Consider the following 18,097-nt stretch of genomic DNA (forward strand, 5'->3'; position numbering starts at 1 on the left):
GGCCCGCCCCCCGTGGGGGAGCGGCCGGGGGACGCCATCCCGTTGGCGGACAGAATGCGCCCGCCCGGTTGCCCGTTCCTTTTCGGACCCCCCTAGACTGATAAGCACAGCACGTGGCTTCACGCTCGAAAGGCGCCCCCGTGTCCAACGGCAACGAGAAAGCCAAGGACCGGCCTTCCGTCGGTCGTACCCTCCAGCAGGCGCGCATCGACGCGAAGCTGACCGTGGACGAGGTCAGTTCGGCCACCCGGGTGCGCGTTCCGATCGTGCGGGCCATCGAGGCGGACGACTTCTCGCGCTGCGGTGGCGACGTCTACGCGCGCGGGCACGTCAGGACCCTGGCGCGGGCGGTCGGCCTGGAGCCGGCGGAGCTGATCGAGCTGTACAACGCGCAGCACGGCCACCACGACGAGTCGCTGCCCAGCGGGCCGCTCTTCGAGGCCGAGCGCATCCGTCCCGAGCCGCGCCGTCCCAACTGGACGGCGGCGATGGTCGCGGCCATAGTCGTCGTGATCGGCTTCGTGGGCTTCACCTTCTTCTCCGCGGGCGACGACGAGGAGGGCGGCGGCGGATCGGTCGCGGAGCGCACCGAGACGCCGGGCGCGGACTCCCCGGGCGGCGACGGCCCCGAGCGCCAGGGCGCCGACCCGACCGAGCCCGAGGCCCCCACCGAGTCCGCCGTGGCCGGCGTGCCGGCGGACAAGGTGACGGTCCGGGTCACCATGGAGGGCACCAGCTGGATCTCGGTCAAGGACAGCAGCGGCGGCGTCCTCTTCGAGGGCAACCTGGAGGACGGCGCCTCCGAGACCTTCACCGACGACGAGCAGATCGACCTGGTGCTGGGCAACGCGGGCGCCGTCAAGCTGCACGTGAACGGCAGCGAGATCGAGGACGTTTTCGAGCCAGGGCAGGTCCAGCGCCTCAGCTACACCGTGGGGGACCCGGAGGAGGGCTGACCGGGCGGCCCGCGACGGGCGGGCCGCCGGGAACGAAGTAGGCTTGTTGGCATGTCCGAACGCCGCACCGTTGCCCTCGTCACCCTTGGATGCGCCCGTAACGAGGTGGACTCCGAAGAGCTGGCCGGCCGGCTGGCCGCCGACGGGTGGGACCTGGTGGACGACGCGGCCGACGCCGAGGTCGCCGTGGTCAACACCTGCGGCTTCGTCGACGCCGCCAAGAAGGACTCCGTCGACGCCCTGCTGGAGGCCAACGAGCTGAAGGACGGCGGCGGCCGCACCCAGGCCGTCGTCGCGGTCGGCTGCATGGCGGAGCGCTACGGCAAGGAGCTGGCCGAGGCGCTGCCCGAGGCGGACGGCGTGCTCGGCTTCGACGACTACGCGGACATCTCCGAACGGCTCAACACGATCCTCTCCGGCGGCACGCACGCCCCGCACGTGCCGCGCGACCGGCGCAAGCTGCTGCCGATCAGCCCGGCCGAGCGGCAGGGCACCGAGGTGGCGCTGCCCGGCCACGGCGCGATCAGCGACCTGCCCGACGGCCTCGCCCCGGCCTCCGGGCCGCGCGCCCCGCTGCGGCGCCGGCTGGACACCAGCCCGGTGGCCTCCGTGAAGCTCGCCTCCGGCTGCGATCGCCGCTGCTCGTTCTGCGCCATCCCGTCCTTCCGCGGCTCCTTCATCTCCCGCCGCCCCTCCGACGTGCTCAACGAGGCGCGCTGGCTGGCCGGGGAGGGGGTGCGGGAGATCATGCTGGTCTCCGAGAACAACACCTCCTACGGCAAGGACCTGGGAGACATCCGGCTGCTGGAGACGCTGCTGCCCGAGCTGGCCGAGGTGGACGGGCTGGAGCGGATCAGGGTGAGCTACCTCCAGCCGGCCGAGATGCGGCCCGGGCTGATCGACGTGCTGACCGGGACGGAGAAGGTCGCGCCCTACTTCGACCTGTCGTTCCAGCACTCGGCGCCCGGGGTGCTGCGTGCGATGCGCAGGTTCGGCGACACCGACCGCTTCCTGGAGCTGCTCGCCACCATCCGGGACAAGGCGCCGCACGCCGGCGTGCGCTCCAACTTCATCGTCGGCTTCCCCGGCGAGTCCGAGGCCGACCTCGCCGAGCTGGAACGCTTCCTCACCGGCGCGCGGCTGGACGCCATAGGCGTCTTCGGGTACTCGGACGAGGACGGTACCGAGGCGGCCGGGTACGAGGACAAGCTGGCGCCCGAGGTGGTCGCGGAGCGGCTGGCCAGGGTCTCCGGGCTGGCCGACGAGCTGATCGCGCAGCGCGCCGAGGAGCGGCTGGGCGAGGAGGCGCTCGTGCTGGTCGAGTCGGTGGGCGTCGACGAGGAGACCGATGTCACGGGCGCGCCCGGCGAGGTGGTGGCCGTGGGGCGCGGCGCGCACCAGGCGCCCGAGACTGACGGCCAGGTGCTGCTCGTCGGCAAGGGCGACGAGTCGCCGGCCGTCGGGGACCTGGTCCCCGCCAGGGTCGTGGGATCGCAGGGAGTCGACCTGTTCGCCGAGATCGCGCCGGTGTCCGACCCCGGCGTCGCGGAGGCGGGAAGGTGACATCCACGCCGGCCTCGGCCGCCGGGGGCGGCAGGACGGCTGATCGCGCGCGTGCCGCCGCGCCCGGTCTGTGGAACATCGCCAACATCCTGACCATGGTCCGGCTGCTGCTGGTCCCGGGCTTCGTCCTGCTGATGTTCGCCGGCGGCGGGCACGACCCGGCCTGGCGTTCGCTGGCATGGGCGGCGTTCTCGATCGCCATGATCACCGACCTGTTCGACGGCGAGCTCGCCAGGCGCCACAACCTGGTGACGGACTTCGGCAAGATCGCGGACCCGATCGCCGACAAGGCGATCATGGGGGCCGCGTTGGTCTGCCTCTCGCTCCTCGGCGACCTGCCGTGGTGGGTGACGGCGACCATACTGGTCCGGGAGTTGGGGATCACCCTGATGCGGTTCTGGGTGATCCGGCACGGGGTGATTCCGGCCAGCCGGGGTGGGAAGCTCAAGACGCTGACCCAGGGCATCGCCGTCGGGATGTACATACTGGCGCTGACCGGCCCGCTGGCCACCCTGCGCTGGTGGGTGATGGCGCTGGCGGTCGTGTTGACGGTGGCGACGGGGCTGGACTACGTCCGGCAGGCGGTGGTCCTGCGACGTCGGGGGCTGGCGAGGGAGCGGACCGATGGGCGGTAATGGCGGAAAGGCGGCGGAGGAAGCGCCCCTGGTGTCACAGGTGCTGGGCATACTGGTGGGACGCGGCCAGACGCTCGCCGTCGCCGAGTCGCTGACCGGCGGGCTGGTGGCGGCCACGCTGACCGACGTCCCCGGGGCCTCCCGGGCGTTCCGGGGTTCGGTCACGGCCTACGCCTCCGAGGTCAAGCGTGAGGTGCTGGGTGTCAGCGGCGCGCTGCTCGACGAGCGGGGCGCGGTGGACGCGGAGGTCGCCCGCCAGCTCGCGGTGGGCGTCCGGCGGCTGCTGGGCGCGGACTGGGGCGTGGCGACCACCGGGGTCGCGGGGCCCGAGCCGCAGGACGGGGCGCCGGTGGGCACGGTGCACGTCGCGGTTTCGGCGCCGGGGAAGGGGGGAGTCGTGGCTCAGCGGTTGAGTCTCCGCGGTGATCGGGCCGCGATCCGCGCGGAGAGCGCGCGGGCCGTGCTCGCGTTGCTGCGGAACGAGCTGCTGCACGCGGACTTCCGAGCGGACCGGGACCCGGGCCGGGATACGGAACAGAACGGAGAGGATGGATGTTTGCAGCCCTGAGTGAACAAGACATCGCTCCCCGCGCGGGGGGAGTCCGAAGCGGTACGGTGGGGCATGAAGCTAGCGAGGCCAACGGTCCGAGGAGGGAGCCACCGATGATCCTGCTCCGTCGCCTGTTGGGTGACGTGCTGCGTCGGCAGCGCCAACATCAGGGCCGCACCCTGCGCGAAGTGTCCTCTTCCGCCCGCGTCTCCCTCGGGTACCTCTCCGAGGTGGAGCGGGGACAGAAGGAGGCTTCCTCCGAGCTGCTGGCCGCCATCTGTGACGCCCTGGAGCTGCGGATGTCGGAGCTGATGCGTGAGGTCAGCGACGAGCTGTCCCTCGCCGAGCTGGCCCAGTCCGCCGCGAGTGACACGGTGCCCCCGATGCGTCCGATGCTCAACCCGGTGCGTGTGTCCCCCGTCACCCACCGTCCCGAAGACCGCGTCACGATCAAGGCTCCGGCCGAGGCCGTCGACGTGGTCGCCGCCTGATCAGGCGGCACGCCTCCGGCCGGAGTGCGCCTGGCGCGCCCGGCCGTTCGCGCGTGGAGGGACTGAGCGGCACGCCCCCACGCCCCCACGCCCCCACGCCCTCAGGGGCGCAGCCGCAGGCCGCGCGGCGTCGCGTGGAAGCCCGCGCCCTCCAGCAGGCCCACCCACGAGGGATCCGTGAGCGCCGGCCGGCCGTTGACCCGCTCCACGGTGAGCGTCCCCAGGGCACCCGCGCGCACGGCCTGGGCCAGGGCCTCGGTCGCCGGGCGCAGCGCCCCCTCGGCCCACTCCTCGCCGCCCGCCTCGCCCTCGCCGGCCGGCCAGGCCAGCAGGGTGCGGCCGCCGCGCTCCACGTAGAGCGTGAGGACGCCGTCGACAAGGACCACCAGCGCCCCCGCCTTGCGGCCCGGCTTGTGCCGGGCGCCCTCCGGCGCCTCGGGCCAGGGCAGGGCGGCGCCGTAGGCGTTCGCCGGGTCGGCGGCGGCCAGCAGCGTCACGCGGGGGGCGCCACCGTCGGCGGGGCGCTCGGCGGCGGAACCGACGGCGCGCAGCCGGTCCACCGCGCCGTCCATCGCGAACTGGGCGGCGCCCAGACCCTCCACCACATAGCCGCGTCTTGCCTGGCCGTTCTCCTCGAAGACGGACAACACCCGGTAGACGGCGGAGAATCCGCCGGCGACGCCCTCCGTCATCACGGCGCCCCTGGTGACCACGCCGTGCCGGTCGAGCAGGGTGCGGGCCAGCGCGTGGGCGCGGACCGTGGGGTCGGCCACCGGCTCGGGCAGCAGGGACCAGCGGCCGGCGACCGTGGGCGGGCCGTTGCGCGAGGCCGCCGGGCGGGCGGCGCCGCCGGAGCCTACGGCGAGCGCGCCGTAGCGGCCGCGCGGGGTGGTGCGGCGGGCGCGGTGCGCCGTGGAGCCGGCCGTGCGGCCGGAGCCGAGCAGGGCGCGCAACGGGCCGAGGGTGTCGTTGGTCAGCCGGCCCGACCAGGTCAACTCCCAAACGGCCTCGGCCAGCGCGCCCTCGCCGGCCTCGACACCGGCCGCAGCCACCTGGTCGGCGATCTGCCGGAAGAACAGTCCGTAGCCGCCGGCGAGGGCGTCCAGCACGGCGCGGTGCGTCTCGCCCAGCTCCAGCGGGAGCGGGGGCGGCAGCAGCAGCGGCGCCGCGTCGGCGGGGAACAGCGAAATCCAGCCGTCCTTGCCGGGCAGTGCGCCGGCGCCGGCCCACACCACCTCCCCGGAGGCCGTCAACTCGTCGAGCAGCCGCGGCGCGTAGCCCGAGACGCGGGCCGGCAACACCAGGCGCTCCAGCGCCGAGGCCGGCACCGCGGCGCCCTGCAACTGCTCGACGGCGCGCGAGAGACCGTCCACGCCCCGCAGCTCGCCCCGGCCGACGGCCGGGCCCACGTGCTGCCAGCGGGGGAGGAACGCCGCGAGCGCGCGGGGGGCGACCGGCTCCACCTCCTGGCGCAGGGCGGCCAGCGAGCGTCGGCGCAGCCGCCGCAGCACCGTCGGATCGCACCACTCCTGCCCGCTGGCGCCGGGGCGGAACTCGCCCTGCACCAGGCGTCCCTCGGCCGCCAGCCGGTGCAGTGCGCCGTCCGCCACGGCGGTGCCGAGACCGAACCTGGCCGCGACCCGGGCCGAGGTGAAGGGGCCGTGGGTGCGGGCGTGACGGGCCAGCAGGTCGCCCAGCGGGTCGGCGACCGGCTCGGTGAACGCCTCGGGGACGCCCACCGGCAGGGCGGTGCCCAGGGCGTCCCGCAGCCGGCCGGCGTCCTCGACAGCCGCCCAGTGCGCGGTGCCGGCGATCCGCACCGACAGGGCCCTGCGGGCCGCGCCCAGCTCGGCCGCCCACTCGGGGCGCGCGCCGCGCTCGGCCAACTCCTCCTCCGTCAGCGGGCCCAGCACCCGCAGCAGGTCGGCGACGCCCTCCGCGTCCCTGACCCGGCGCTCCTCCGTCAGCCAGCCCAGCTCCCGCTCCAGCTCCGCCAGCACCTCGGGGTCGAGCAGCTCCCGCAGCTCCGCCCTGCCCAGCAGCTCCGCGAGCAGCCGGGAGTCCAACGACAGGGCGGCGGCACGGCGTTCGGCCAGCGGGGAGTCGCCCTCGTAGAGGTACTGGGCGACGTAGCCGAAGAGCAGCGAGCGGGCGAAGGGGGAGGGGTCCCTGGTGGTGACCTCGACCAGCCGGACGCGGCGGCCCTCGATGTCCCGCATCAGCTCGGCGAGCCCGGGCACGTCGAAGACGTCCTGGAGGCACTCCCTGACCGCCTCAAGCACGATCGGGAACGAACCGAACTCGCTGGCCACCGAGAGGAGTTGGGAAGCGCGCTGGCGCTGCTGCCACAGCGGGGTGCGGCGGCCCGGGTCGCGCCGGGGCAGCAGCAGGGCGCGGGCGGCGCACTCGCGGAACCGGGCGGCGAAGAGCGCGGAACCGCCCACCTGCTCGGTGACCACCTCGTCCACCTCGCCCGGCGGGAAGAGCACGTCACCGGCGCCGACCGGGGCCTGTCCGTCGTCCAGGGCGGCGTCCAGCGGGCCCGGGGCGTCCGCCTCCTCCAGGGCGAACGGGTCGGCGTCCGGCAGTCGCAGCACGATCCCGTCGTCGGCGTGCAGCACCTGCGCGTCCATGCCGAACCGCTCGGTCAGCCGGGCGCCCAGCGCCAGCGCCCAGGGCGCGTGCACCTGCGCGCCGAAGGGGGAGTGCACCACCACGCGCCAGTCGCCCAGCTCGTCGCGGAAGCGCTCCACCACGATGGTGCGGTCGTCGGGGACGTGGCCGCAGGCCTCGCGCTGCTCGGTGAGATAGGCGAGGACGTTGTCCACCGCCCACGCGTCCAGCCCGGCCTCCGCCAGACGCCGCCGCGCCGCCTCCTCGTCCAGCGCGCCGATCTCCCGCAGGAAGGCGCCCAGCGCGCGGCCCAGCTCCAGCGGTCTGCCCAGCTGGTCGCCCTTCCAGAAGGGCAGCCGGCCGGGGACGCCGGGCGCGGGGGAGACCAGCACCCGGTCCCTGGTGATGTCCTCGATCCGCCAGGAGGTGGTGCCGAGGGTGAAGATGTCGCCGACCCGGGACTCGTAGACCATCTCCTCGTCCAGCTCGCCGACCCGGCCGCCGCCGCGCCGCGGGTCGGAGCCGACGAGGAAGACCCCGAAGAGCCCCCGGTCCGGGATGGTGCCGCCGGAGGTGACGGCGAGGCGCTGCGCGCCGGGCCGGCCGCTGACGGTGCCGGCCACCCGGTCCCACACCAGACGGGGCCGCAACTCGGCGAAGGCGTCCGACGGGTAGCGCCCGGCCAGCATGTCCAGAACCGACTGGTACGCCGACTCGGGCAGCGCGGCGAACGGGGCCGCCCGGCGGACCAGGGCCAGCAGCTCCTCCACGTCCCAGGTGTCCATGGCGGTGATCGCCACGATCTGCTGGGCCAGCACGTCCAGCGGGTTCGCCGGGATCCGCAGCGCCTCGATCGCGCCCTGCCGCATCCGCTCGGTGACCACCGCCGACTGCACCAGGTCGCCCCGGTACTTGGGGAAGACGACCCCGGCGGAGACCGCGCCCACCTGGTGGCCGGCGCGGCCCACCCGCTGGAGCCCGGAGGCGACCGACGGGGGCGACTCGACCTGGACGACGAGGTCGACCGAGCCCATGTCGATCCCCAACTCCAGGCTGGAGGTGGCGACCACGGCCGGCAGCCGGCCGGCCTTGAGGTCCTCCTCGATCCCGGCGCGCTGCTCCTTGGCCACCGAGCCGTGGTGCGCCCTCGCCAGCGCCGCGGGCGCGCCGGAGCCGGCGCCCGAGCCGCCCATCAGCTCGGCGGGCCCGTGGTCGGCCGGCAGGCTCTCCCCGGTGGCGCGCTCGTGGGCGATCTCGTTCATCCGGTTGCACAGGCGCTCGGCGAGGCGGCGGGAGTTGACAAAGACGATCGTCGAGCGGTGGGCCTGGACCAGGTCGACGATCCGCTCCTCGACCGAGGGCCAGATGGAGGGGCGGTCCTCCCCCGCCCCGGCGTCGGGCACCGGGGAGCCGCCCAACTCACCGAGGTCGGGCACCGGAACGACCACCGACAGCTGGAACTCCTTGCCCGAGGGCGGCTGCACGACCGTGGCCCTGCGCCGCGGGGACAGGAAGCGTGCCACCTCGTCCACCGGGCGGACCGTCGCCGAGAGGCCGATCCGCCGCGCCGGGCGGGCCAGCAGGGCGTCCAGCCGCTCCAGCGTCAGCGCCAGGTGGGCGCCGCGCTTGGTGCCGGCGACCGCGTGCACCTCGTCGAGGATCACCGTCTCGACGCCGGCGAGTGCCTCTCTGGCCGAGGAGGTCAGCACGAGGAAGAGCGACTCGGGGGTGGTGATCAGGATGTCCGGCGGGCGCCTGGCCATGGCCCTGCGGTCCGCCGCCGGGGTGTCGCCGGTGCGGATGCCGACGCGGATGTCGGGCTCGGGCAGACCGAGGCGGACCGACTCCTGGCGGATGCCGGTGAGGGGGGAGCGGAGGTTGCGCTCCACGTCGACGGCGAGGGCCTTGAGCGGGGAGACGTAGAGCACCCGGCACCGCCGCAGCGGCTCGGCCGGCGGCGGCTCGGCGGCCAGCCGGTCGAGGGAGGCGAGGAAGGCGGCCAGGGTCTTCCCCGAGCCGGTCGGCGCGACCACCAGGGCGTCGGACTCCTCGGCGATCGCCCGCCAGGCACCCTCCTGTGCGGCCGTGGGCGCCTGGAAGGCGTGCCGGAACCAGGCCCCGGTGGCCGGGGAGAAGCCGTCGAGCACCGACTCGGCGCCCGGTGCGCCGCCGGCGTTGTGCTTGCTACCGCTCATGGCCCCCATCGTGCACCCCGCCACTGACAGTGACGCGTAGCGGCCGTGCCGGGGGGAGCGGGAAGCGCCCCACCGACACGCGGGTCCGCCCCCGCAGAGGCATGTCAGCGTCCGGAAATGAACAAGATTGATCTTCAATTGACCGCTTACGGTTTCTTCGTGATGGAAAAGTCAACCGAGTCAACCGATCTCAGCGAGCGACCGACCGGGGAAGCGCGCGCCGCGACGCTGCGCGACTCCCTCGGCGTCGGGTTCGCGGTGGGCCTCTCCGGCTTCGCCTTCGGCGTCACGGCCGTCTCCGGCGGGCTCAGCGTCGCCCAGGCGTGCGTGCTCAGCCTGCTGGTCTTCACCGGCGCCTCCCAGTTCGCGCTGGTGGGCGCGTTGGCCGGCGGCGGGAACCCGTACACGGCCGCCGCCGGCGCGTTCTTCCTCGGGGTGCGCAACTGCTTCTACGGCCTGCGGCTCTCCTCCGTGCTGAGCCCGTCCCGCCGGACGCGCCCGCTGGTCGCGCACTGGGTGATCGACGAGACCACGGCCGTCACCCTCGCCCAGCCGAACGCGCCGCTGGCCAGGCTCGGGTTCGCGGTCAGCGGCACCACGCTCTTCGTCTGCTGGAACCTGACCACGCTGCTGGGCGCGTTGGGCGCCGGCTCGATCGGCGACCCCGACGCCTGGGGGCTGGACGCCGCCTCGCCCGCCGTCTTCCTGGCGCTGCTGGCGCCGATGCTCCGCTCCACCGCGGAGCGGGCCACCGCCGTCCTCGCCGTGCTGCTCGGGCTGGCCTGCCTGCCGCTGCTGCCGACCGGGGTCCCGGTGCTGGTGGCGGCGCTCGCCGCTCCGCTGGTGCTGCTGTTCGCCGGGCGGCGCGGCCGGGACACCGTCGCGGAGCCGACCGACGTCGGCGGGAGCGAGGAGGGGAGGGTTCCGTGACCACCTGGATCGCCATCGGGCTGACCGCGGTCGGCTGCTACCTGGCCAAGCTGCTCGGCCTCCTGGTGCCGCCTGGCCCCATGGAACGTCCCCTCGTGCGCCGGCTCGCCGCGCTGCTCCCGGTGGCGCTGCTGGCCGCGTTGACCGCGCTCCAGACGCTCGACGGGGGAGACGGCGCGGTGGTCGTCGACGCCAGGCTGGCGGGGCTGACGGCGGCCGGGGCCGCGCTGCTGCTGCGCGCGCCCTTCCTGCTGGTGGTCGGATCCGCCGTGCTGGTCACCGCGGGGTTCCGGGCGCTGGGCGGCTGAGCGCGCCGCGCCCGCCCGTGTGCGGGGGAACGGTCCGGGGATACTGGCCCCATGCGGTTGACGGACTTCTGGGGACGGATGGCGGAGCACTTCGGCGAGACCTACGCGGACTCCTTCGCCAGGGATCACGTGATGGCCGAGTTGGGCGGCCGCACCGTCCACGAGGCGCTGGAGGCGGGTTGGGACGCCAAGGACGTTTGGCGTGCGGTGTGCGTGGCGAACGAGGTACCTCGCCACCTGCGTTGATGGCGTTGACCTGCGATTTTCCCAACCGGGTGACGAGGGGCGCCGCTTGACACAAAAATCGAACAGCTATTCTTATGAGGGTTGCGGAAACGGCGTCCCGGTCGCTGCGAGCCCTGTGCACGCGTCGATTGTCAGTGGCGGGCGCTAGCGTCCGTGGTTGTGAAGCGATCGAATCAGACGGACCGGGTGGCACCCATGGCAGGTACGGACCGCGAGAAGGCGCTCGACGCCGCACTCGCACAGATTGAGCGGCAGTTCGGCAAGGGCGCGGTGATGCGGCTGGGCGAGCGGCCCGAGGAGCCGATCGAGATCATCCCCACCGGCTCCACGGCGCTGGATGTGGCCCTGGGCGTCGGCGGGTTGCCCCGCGGCCGGGTGGTCGAGGTCTACGGGCCGGAGTCCTCCGGCAAGACCACGCTCACCCTCCACGCGGTGGCGAACGCGCAGAAGGCCGGCGGCACCGTCGCCTTCGTGGACGCCGAGCACGCCCTCGATCCCGAGTACGCCAAGCGGCTCGGCGTCGACGTGGACCAGCTGATCCTCTCCCAGCCGGACAACGGCGAACAGGCCCTGGAGATCACGGACATGCTGATCCGCTCCGGTGCCCTCGACCTGATCGTCATCGACTCGGTGGCCGCCCTGGTGCCCAGGGCGGAGATCGAGGGCGAGATGGGCGACTCCCACGTCGGCCTCCAGGCCCGGCTGATGAGCCAGGCCCTGCGGAAGATCACGGGCGCGCTCAACCAGGCCAAGACCACGGCGATCTTCATCAACCAGCTCCGGGAGAAGGTCGGCGTGATGTTCGGCTCCCCCGAGACGACCTCGGGTGGCCGGGCGCTGAAGTTCTACGCCTCGGTGCGGTTGGACATCCGGCGCATCGAGACCCTCAAGGACGGCACCGACGCGGTGGGCAACCGCACGCGCGTCAAGGTCGTGAAGAACAAGGTGGCGCCGCCGTTCAAGCAGGCCGAGTTCGACATCCTCTACGGCACGGGCATCAGCCGTGAGGGCGGCCTGATCGACATGGGCGTGGAGCACGGCTTCATCCGCAAGTCCGGCGCCTGGTACACCTACGGCGGCGACCAGCTGGGCCAGGGCAAGGAGAACGCGCGGAACTTCCTGCGGGACAACCCGGACCTGGCCAACGAGGTCGAGAAGAAGATCAAGGAGAAGCTGGGCATCGGCCCGAAGCCCCCGACGCCCGAGGGCGGCGAGCCCGCCAAGGACGGCGCGGCCAAGGACGGGGCCGAGCCGGCCGCCGGTCCGCCGGCGCAGGCCACGGCCGCCGCCAAGTCGGCCGCCTCGGCCAAGGCGCCCAAGGCCGCCAAGGCCGTCGCCGCCAAGGGCTGACGGATGACCCGGCGCAGCGACTGGCCCGACCCCTCGCCGGTGAGCGCGGAAGGTCCGGCCGCGGAGGCCCCTCCCCGTTCGGGGGAGGGCCGCGTGGCCGGGCCCCCGGGCGGCGGCGATCCCGTGGCGCGGGCGCGCGGCATCTGCCTGGCGCTGCTGGCCGGGACGCCGCGCACCCGGCGGCAGTTGGCGGACGCGTTGCGGCGCAGGGAGATCCCGGAGGAGGCCGCCGCGGAGGTGCTCGACCGCTTCGAGGAGGTCGGGATGATCGACGACGCCCTCTTCGCCGAGGCATGGGTGGAGTCCCGCCACCACGGGCGGGGGCTGGCCCGCCGGGCGCTGGCCCGGGAGCTGCGCACCAAGGGAGTGGCCCCCGCGGTGGTCGACGAGGCGGTCTCCCGGCTGGAGCCGGAGGACGAGGAGGAGACGGCCAGGGCCCTGGTCGCCCGGCGCCTCCCCGCCACGCGCGGCCTGCCGACGCCCAAGCGGATGCGTCGCCTGGTGGGGATGCTGGCCCGCAAGGGTTACCCGGAGGGCCTGGCGCTGCGGGTGGTCCGCGAGGCGCTGGAGCGGGAGGGCCAGTCCACGGAGGAGTGGGAGGACCATGTGCCCGATATCCCCTGAGACTTCCCGCCCACCGCGGACGCCCAGAACGCCTTGGGGAGCCGGAGCGTTCCGGGCCTCGCGGGGCTGAGGGCGGGCCGGCCGATGCCCGACGCCGTGGCCGCCGCCCGGTGGCGCGGTCGCCGGCGACGCGGTGACGGTCCATGGCGCACGGCGCCCCGCGGTGCCGTGTCCTGCTGTGCCGTTGTCCCCCGGGGCCCGTCGGGCGTCCCGCTCCCGCGCCTCCTCCGGTCCGCACCTGCTCCGCTCAGCGACCGCCGGTGGGCTCGGCCGGGGTGATGGCCGTCGTTCCGCGCAGGTGGCGGACGGCCTCGCGGAGGGCGCCCGTGTGGGCGCCGGGCAGCCAGGCGGCGAGATGGCCGTCCGGGCGCACCAGCAGCACGGTGTGCGCGCCCGCGCCCGGGTACTCCTCGGTGACCAGCAACTCGGCCGGTACGTCGAGGGTTTCGGCGAACGCCGCCAGCTCGGGCATCAGCCCCGCCGACAGCCAGTGCCTGGCGTCCCAGACCCGGGCGCCCGGCGCGGTGAGCACCAGCAGCAGCGGCCCGCCCAGCCGGTCGCGCAGCCGCGCCCGCGCCCCGTCCAGCGCGGTCACCGGCACGTCGCCGACCGGCGCGCCCACCCGGGGCGTCCCGGTGCCGTCCGCCGTGCCCCGTCTCGTCGTCGCGCCGCCGTAGACGGGCGCCTCGCCCAGCGTGCCCCGCCCCAGGTGTCCGTCGCTCAGCAGCGCCAGCCGCCCCCGGCCGCGCCCCGGCAGCCGGCCGGCGAGTCCGCCGCGTCCCCGTACCAGCGGCAGCGCCTGGTCGACGCCCCGCAGCCGGCGTCCCACGGCGCCCCGGCGCTCCTGCTGGTAGCCGTCAAGCAGCGCGTCGTTGGCCCCGAGATGGCTGGCTATGGCGAGCCGCCACGCCAGGTTCTCGGCGTCCCGCAGCCCCTCCGTCACCTGCTGGGTGCCCAGAGCCCCCAGCAGATGCGCGGCGTCCCCCGCGAGGAAGGCCCGGTCCACCCGCCAGGCGCGGGCCAGCCGTTGGTGGCAGACGTGCACCCCGGTGTCCAGCAGCTGGTAGGCGGGGGTGCCCTCGCCTCGTGCGGCGGACTCGCCTCCCGCGTCGCCCGCCGCCAGCTCCGCCAGTGTGTCCTCGACGCGGCTGAGCAGGGCCTCGGGCGTCACCAGCCCCTCGTCGGGCGGCAACGGCCAGTCGAGCCGCCAGCGTTCCTCGGTGAGCGGGCGCAGCGTCACCTCGCCCGTCCGGGCGCCCCGGTGCAACGCGGCCTCGCCTGGCCGGGGGAGCGGGGCGCGCAGCGCGGCGACGGCGTAGCGTTCCACCGCGGTGCGGCCGGGGAACGGCACGCCCAGCAGCTTGCGCACGGTCGAGCGCGCCCCGTCGCAGCCGACGAGGAAGCCGCCGCGCCACTGCCTGGCCTCCTCGCGGCGCCCGTCCGTGGGCCGGAGCACGCTGTGCGCCAGCACGTCGGCGCCGCGCTGTTCGAAGTCGGTGAGCCGGTGACCACGGGCCAGCCGCACCAGTTCGTGGCGCGCGACCGCGTCCCGCAGCGTCGCCTCCAGCACGTGCTGCGGCAGGTGGCGGGGAGCCTGGTCCGCCCCGAAGGTGAGGTGCTCGGCGGTGCGCCCCCGTCGCACGGTGCGCCAGCCGCTCCAGACGGCGCTCTCCCGGTGGGCCCCCGGCAGCGCCGCCCACCGCGCCACGTCGGGCGCCAGCACCACGCTCCTGGCCGGGCGGGCGGCGGGCGGACCGTCGGAACCGTCCAACACGACGGACGGCACGTCGTGCCCGGCCAGGGCAAGCGCCAGCGCGAGCCCCGTAGGGCCCGCGCCGACGATGATCACGGGCAGCACAGCACGTATGGAACCCAGCGCCGTCGCTACCGTCAAGTCGGCCCTGGTTCGGGCCGGTTGCGCACCACTAGGAAACGTGGCCCGGATCGTCCGGTTCTCGCCCACCGGACCCGCCGGTTCGGCCGGTGCGGTCGGTTTCGCCGTCCCCGCCGGTCGCCGCGCCGCCCTGCGCCGCCGGGAGGTCGGCCCCGTCGGGAAGCCCGGCGCCCTTGTCGAGCGTCGGAGCCGCGATGCCGGCGCCGCCGGCCTGCGTCTCCTCGGCCAGGTCGGACGAGAGCACCGCGCCGGTGCCGCGCCGTCCCTGGCGGATGCGGGCCTCAAGCCAGCCCGCGAGGTAGGTGAGCAGGAAGTTCACCGCGATGAAGATCGCGGCGGCCACGGTGTAGGCGGCGATGGTGTTGCTGTAGTTGCCGGCCACCAGACGGGTGTTGCTGATAAGTTCGCCGTAGCCGAGCAGGGCGCCGCCCAGCGCGGTGTCCTTGACGATGACCACCAGCTGGCTGACGATCGCCGGCAGCATCGCCGTGACCGCCTGCGGCAGGAGCACATGGACCATGGTCTGGCCCTTGCGCATCCCGATCGCGTTCGCCGCGTCGGTCTGGCCGCGCGGCAGGGACAGCACGCCGGCCCGCACGATCTCGGCCAACACGGACGCGTTGTAGAGCACCAGGCCGGTGATCACCGCGTACATCGGCCGCATCTCGCGGTCGATGGTGGACCACTCGGCGTACGCCTGGTTGGCGAACACCATCAGGATCAGCACCGGGATGGCCCGGAAGAACTCGACCACCACGTCGGCGGGACGCCTGATCCACCAGTGGTCGGACATCCGGGCGATGCCGAGCAGGGCACCCAGCGGCAGCGCGATCACCAGGGAGAGCGCGGCCGCGGTCATGGTCTCCTGGAGACCGGGCAGCAGATAGGTGGTCCACACCCGGGAGTCGGTGAAGAACGGGTCCCACTTCTCCGCGGCCAGCTGGTTCTTGTCGCTCAGCTCCGACAGGATCCAGTAGGCCAGTGCGGCCAGCGCGGCGACGAAGCCGACGGTGATGAGGATGTTGCGCTGTTTCGCGCGCGGTCCCGGCGCGTCATAGAGAACGGATGCTGCCTTGCTCATCGCTTCACCGCCACTCGCTTGCTCACCCAGCCGAGAAGCAGACCGGTCGGGAGGGTGAGGACAATGAATCCAAAGGCGAACACGGCGGCGATCGGGATGAGTTGGGCTTCTCGTTCGATCATGTCGCGCATCAGCAGGGCAGCTTCGGCGACGCCGATGGTCGCGGCCACTGTGGTGTTCTTGGTAAGGGCGATCAGCACGTTCGCCAGCGGGGCGACCACCGCGCGGAACGCCTGGGGCAGCACCACGAGGCGCAGCACCTGGCTGAAGCTGAGCCCGAGTGCCCTCGCCGCCTCGGCCTGGCCCACCGGCACGGTGTTGATGCCGGAGCGCAGGGCCTCACAGACGAAGGTGGAGGTGTAGATGATGAAGCCGAGGACGGCAAGCCGGAACGCGATGTTCTCGGAGCCGCTCGCCCCCATGGACACCCCCATCGTGAAATAGAGGCCCTGGGAGCAGGCGACGATGACCAGCGTAAGGGGCGTGTTCCGCAGCAGGTTCACGTAGGCCGTGCCGAAGGCCCGCATGATCGGCACGGGGCTGACCCGCATCGCGGCCAACAACGTGCCCCAGATCAGTGATCCGATCGCGGAGTAAACGGTGAGCTGCACCGTGGTCCAGAACGCCCCGAAGAGGTCGTACTGCTCGAGATCAAGGAAATCGAACACGGAATCTCTCAGTCTCGCCTAGAGGATGGGAATAGGTGTGGCGTGCCGCCGCAGCGACGGCACGCCACCGCGTTACCGGAGGTTCAGCTGGTCTCGGTGATCTCCGGAGCCGGCTCCACCTCGTAGTTGGCGGGACCGAAGTGCTCGTCGACGGCTGCCTGCCAGTCCCCGTCCTCGACCATCTTGGTGATCGCCGCGTTGATGTCGTCCCGCCGCTCGGTCTCACCCTTGGGGACGCCCACGCCGTAGTACTCGTCGCTCAGCGAGAGGCCGGCCAGGGCGAACTTGCCCTGGTTCTGCTCCTGCGCGGCGTAGCCGGCGAGGATGGAGTCGTCCGTGGTCAGCGCGTCCACGGTGCCGTTCTCCAGGCCGGTCAGGCACTCGGAGTAGGTGCCGAGCTCCTCAAGGCCGGCGCCCGGGTACTGCTCGGCCAGGTTGGCGGCCGAGGTCGAGCCGCCGACGGAGCAGAGCGTCAGGTCGGCGATGCCCTCCTCGTTGGGAACGGTCTCGCCGTCGCGGATCAGCAGGTCCTGGTGGGCGACGAAGTAGGGGCCGGCGAAGTCCACCTGCTCCTTGCGCTCGTCGGTGATCGAGTAGCTGGCCACGATGAAGTCGACGTCGCCCCGGTCCAGCATCGTCTCGCGGTCACCGCTGGGGGACTCGACGAAGTCGATCTGGTCCGGCTCGTACCCCAGCTCGCCGGCGATATAGGTCGCCACGTCGACGTCGAAGCCGACGAAGTCGCCGTCGGGGGTCTTGAGGCCAAGGCCCGGCTGGTCGTACTTGATGCCGACGCTGATCGTGTCGTCGTCACCGCCGCCGCCGCAGGCGGTGGCGGCGAGGGAGAGGGCGAGCACGCCGGCGGCGAGGGCACTGGCCTTGCGAAGTCTCATGGTGCGTGTTCCTTACGGTCGAGGAGGGTGCGTCATGTCAGTGGGGGTGGGGGCGCCTCTCGGGCGGTCTCAGTGCTGGAGGATCTTCGACAGGAAGTCCTTGGCGCGGTCGCTGCGCGGGTTGTCGAAGAACTGGTGCGGCTCCGCCTCTTCGACGATCCGGCCGTCGGCCATGAAGACCACCCGGTTCGCGGCGGAGCGGGCGAAGCCCATCTCGTGGGTGACCACGACCATGGTCATGCCCTCCCGGGCGAGCTGCTGCATGACCTCCAGCACCTCGTTGATCATCTCCGGGTCCAGGGCCGAGGTGGGCTCGTCGAAGAGCATCACCTTCGGCTCCATGGCCAGCGCGCGGGCGATGGCCACGCGCTGCTGCTGGCCGCCGGAGAGCTGTGCCGGGTACTTGTCGGCCTGGTTGCCGACGCCGACCCGGTCCAGCAGGGCCCTGGCCTTGGTCTCCGCCTCCTCCTTCGAGATCCCACGGACCTTGACGGGCCCCAGGGTCACGTTCTGGAGCACGGTCTTGTGGGCGAAGAGATTGAAGGACTGGAAGACCATGCCGACATCGGCACGGAGGCGGGCCAGCTCCCGGCCCTCCTCGGGCAGGGGCTTCTCGTCGATCGTGATGGAGCCGCCGTCGATCGTCTCCAGGCGGTTGATCGCTCGACAGAGCGTGGACTTGCCGGAGCCCGAGGGGCCGATCACGACGACGACCTCACCGCGCTTGATGGTCAGGTTGATGTCCTGGAGCACGTGCAGGGCACCGAAGTGCTTGTTCACGCTCTCCAGGACGACCAGGTCCTCCGCCAGGGGCGCGGACTCCGCGGGGTCCTTGGTCAGCGGCGCATCGCTCATCGTGGAGTTGCTCCATCCTCGTCGGTTGCAGGGACCCTAGCCAGCTGTACAACGCAGCGTCAGCAGATCTGAGCGGAAATTGAGCATAACGATCGCGTTGCTTCCCTCTACGGGCAGTAACCGCCTGTGAACTTGTGCTCCGCGTGCGGTGACGTTGTTTCTCCGAGACGTCCCCGGGGGGCGTTCTCCTGCTTCAATCGTTCTCGTAGCACCGCTTCGGGATCGCCTCCCGGGGCAGGTGTGCG

Annotated in this window: 16 protein-coding genes; 10 read left to right on the plus strand and 6 right to left on the minus strand. The window is 73.3% G+C overall.

What is annotated here, in order from left to right:
- Window positions 1–140: 140 nt before the first annotated feature.
- The 5 genes from CRP51_RS19710 (at window position 141) to CRP51_RS19730 (ending at window position 4,195) form a co-directional block, all read left to right on the plus strand.
- Entirely contained in the window at window positions 141–956 is an 816-nt protein-coding gene (locus CRP51_RS19710) for a helix-turn-helix domain-containing protein (RefSeq protein WP_245880689.1), read from the plus strand.
- Window positions 957–1,007: 51 nt separating this feature from the next.
- The gene (rimO, locus tag CRP51_RS19715) at window positions 1,008–2,519 is read left to right on the plus strand and encodes a 30S ribosomal protein S12 methylthiotransferase RimO (RefSeq protein WP_097232600.1); all 1,512 of its coding nucleotides are present in this window, start codon (window positions 1,008–1,010) and stop codon (window positions 2,517–2,519) included.
- Window positions 2,516–3,154, plus strand: coding sequence for a CDP-diacylglycerol--glycerol-3-phosphate 3-phosphatidyltransferase (gene pgsA, locus CRP51_RS19720; RefSeq protein WP_097232601.1), 639 nt, complete (start codon window positions 2,516–2,518; stop codon window positions 3,152–3,154). The genes rimO and pgsA overlap by 4 nt, the downstream gene beginning before the upstream one ends.
- On the plus strand, window positions 3,144–3,722 hold the full coding sequence (locus CRP51_RS19725; RefSeq protein WP_097232602.1) for a CinA family protein: 579 nt from the start codon (window positions 3,144–3,146) through the stop codon (window positions 3,720–3,722). Before pgsA ends, CRP51_RS19725 begins: the two co-directional genes overlap by 11 nt.
- A gap of 95 nt (window positions 3,723–3,817) precedes the next feature.
- Complete coding sequence (locus tag CRP51_RS19730) at window positions 3,818–4,195, plus strand: helix-turn-helix domain-containing protein (protein WP_097232603.1); 378 nt, start codon at window positions 3,818–3,820, stop codon at window positions 4,193–4,195.
- A gap of 101 nt (window positions 4,196–4,296) precedes the next feature.
- On the opposite strand, the gene CRP51_RS19735 is transcribed toward CRP51_RS19730, so the two are convergent.
- The gene (locus CRP51_RS19735) at window positions 4,297–9,003 is read right to left on the minus strand and encodes an ATP-dependent helicase (protein WP_097232604.1); all 4,707 of its coding nucleotides are present in this window, start codon (window positions 9,001–9,003) and stop codon (window positions 4,297–4,299) included.
- 162 nt (window positions 9,004–9,165) lie between these two features.
- On the opposite strand from CRP51_RS19735, the gene CRP51_RS19740 reads away from it, so the two are divergent.
- The 5 genes from CRP51_RS19740 to recX all read left to right on the plus strand — a co-directional run bounded on the left by CRP51_RS19740 (window position 9,166) and on the right by recX (window position 12,461).
- Window positions 9,166–9,933, plus strand: a complete 768-nt coding sequence (locus CRP51_RS19740; RefSeq protein ID WP_245880701.1) for an AzlC family ABC transporter permease — start codon at window positions 9,166–9,168, stop codon at window positions 9,931–9,933.
- Window positions 9,930–10,241: an AzlD domain-containing protein gene (locus CRP51_RS19745; protein ID WP_097232606.1), complete on the plus strand. Its 312-nt coding sequence runs from the start codon at window positions 9,930–9,932 to the stop codon at window positions 10,239–10,241. Before CRP51_RS19740 ends, CRP51_RS19745 begins: the two co-directional genes overlap by 4 nt.
- 51 nt (window positions 10,242–10,292) lie before the next feature.
- The gene (locus CRP51_RS19750) at window positions 10,293–10,487 is read left to right on the plus strand and encodes a DUF3046 domain-containing protein (RefSeq protein ID WP_097232607.1); all 195 of its coding nucleotides are present in this window, start codon (window positions 10,293–10,295) and stop codon (window positions 10,485–10,487) included.
- A gap of 195 nt (window positions 10,488–10,682) precedes the next feature.
- A complete protein-coding gene (recA, locus tag CRP51_RS19755) occupies window positions 10,683–11,837 on the plus strand; it encodes a recombinase RecA (protein ID WP_097232608.1) in 1,155 nt (384 codons plus the stop codon).
- Window positions 11,838–11,840: 3 nt separating this feature from the next.
- Entirely contained in the window at window positions 11,841–12,461 is a 621-nt protein-coding gene (recX, locus tag CRP51_RS19760) for a recombination regulator RecX (protein WP_097232609.1), read from the plus strand.
- Between the two features lie 247 nt (window positions 12,462–12,708).
- Here recX and CRP51_RS19765 read toward each other — a convergent pair whose 3' ends face one another.
- The 5 genes from CRP51_RS19765 to CRP51_RS19785 all read right to left on the minus strand — a co-directional run bounded on the left by CRP51_RS19765 (window position 12,709) and on the right by CRP51_RS19785 (window position 17,852).
- Complete coding sequence (locus CRP51_RS19765; protein WP_097232610.1) at window positions 12,709–14,319, minus strand: FAD-dependent monooxygenase; 1,611 nt, start codon at window positions 14,317–14,319, stop codon at window positions 12,709–12,711.
- A 67-nt stretch (window positions 14,320–14,386) separates the two neighbouring features.
- The gene (locus CRP51_RS19770) at window positions 14,387–15,436 is read right to left on the minus strand and encodes an amino acid ABC transporter permease (protein ID WP_097232611.1); all 1,050 of its coding nucleotides are present in this window, start codon (window positions 15,434–15,436) and stop codon (window positions 14,387–14,389) included.
- Complete coding sequence (locus tag CRP51_RS19775; RefSeq protein ID WP_097232612.1) at window positions 15,433–16,104, minus strand: amino acid ABC transporter permease; 672 nt, start codon at window positions 16,102–16,104, stop codon at window positions 15,433–15,435. The genes CRP51_RS19770 and CRP51_RS19775 overlap by 4 nt, the downstream gene beginning before the upstream one ends.
- 83 nt (window positions 16,105–16,187) lie before the next feature.
- The gene (locus CRP51_RS19780; protein ID WP_097232613.1) at window positions 16,188–16,997 is read right to left on the minus strand and encodes a glutamate ABC transporter substrate-binding protein; all 810 of its coding nucleotides are present in this window, start codon (window positions 16,995–16,997) and stop codon (window positions 16,188–16,190) included.
- Window positions 16,998–17,066: 69 nt separating this feature from the next.
- Complete coding sequence (locus CRP51_RS19785) at window positions 17,067–17,852, minus strand: amino acid ABC transporter ATP-binding protein (protein ID WP_097232614.1); 786 nt, start codon at window positions 17,850–17,852, stop codon at window positions 17,067–17,069.
- Window positions 17,853–18,097 lie beyond the last annotated feature (245 nt).

Origin of the sequence: Streptomyces zhaozhouensis (assembly GCF_900230195.1) — a bacterium.
GTDB classification, from domain to species: Bacteria; Actinomycetota; Actinomycetes; order Streptomycetales; family Streptomycetaceae; genus Streptomyces; species Streptomyces zhaozhouensis.

What these genes read in the sequence shown, in the direction of transcription:
- rimO (WP_097232600.1), top strand. Translation starts at nt 1,008, where the DNA reads ATGTCCGAACGCCGCACCGTTGCCCTCGTCACCCTTGGATGCGCCCGT.
- CRP51_RS19725 (WP_097232602.1), top strand. Translation starts at nt 3,144, where the DNA reads ATGGGCGGTAATGGCGGAAAGGCGGCGGAGGAAGCGCCCCTGGTGTCA.
- CRP51_RS19730 (WP_097232603.1), top strand. Translation starts at nt 3,818, where the DNA reads ATGATCCTGCTCCGTCGCCTGTTGGGTGACGTGCTGCGTCGGCAGCGC.
- CRP51_RS19735 (WP_097232604.1), bottom strand. Translation starts at nt 9,003, where the DNA reads ATGAGCGGTAGCAAGCACAACGCCGGCGGCGCACCGGGCGCCGAGTCG.
- CRP51_RS19740 (WP_245880701.1), top strand. Translation starts at nt 9,166, where the DNA reads ATGGAAAAGTCAACCGAGTCAACCGATCTCAGCGAGCGACCGACCGGG.
- CRP51_RS19750 (WP_097232607.1), top strand. Translation starts at nt 10,293, where the DNA reads ATGCGGTTGACGGACTTCTGGGGACGGATGGCGGAGCACTTCGGCGAG.
- recA (WP_097232608.1), top strand. Translation starts at nt 10,683, where the DNA reads ATGGCAGGTACGGACCGCGAGAAGGCGCTCGACGCCGCACTCGCACAG.
- recX (WP_097232609.1), top strand. Translation starts at nt 11,841, where the DNA reads ATGACCCGGCGCAGCGACTGGCCCGACCCCTCGCCGGTGAGCGCGGAA.
- CRP51_RS19770 (WP_097232611.1), bottom strand. Translation starts at nt 15,436, where the DNA reads ATGAGCAAGGCAGCATCCGTTCTCTATGACGCGCCGGGACCGCGCGCG.
- CRP51_RS19780 (WP_097232613.1), bottom strand. Translation starts at nt 16,997, where the DNA reads ATGAGACTTCGCAAGGCCAGTGCCCTCGCCGCCGGCGTGCTCGCCCTC.
- CRP51_RS19785 (WP_097232614.1), bottom strand. Translation starts at nt 17,852, where the DNA reads ATGAGCGATGCGCCGCTGACCAAGGACCCCGCGGAGTCCGCGCCCCTG.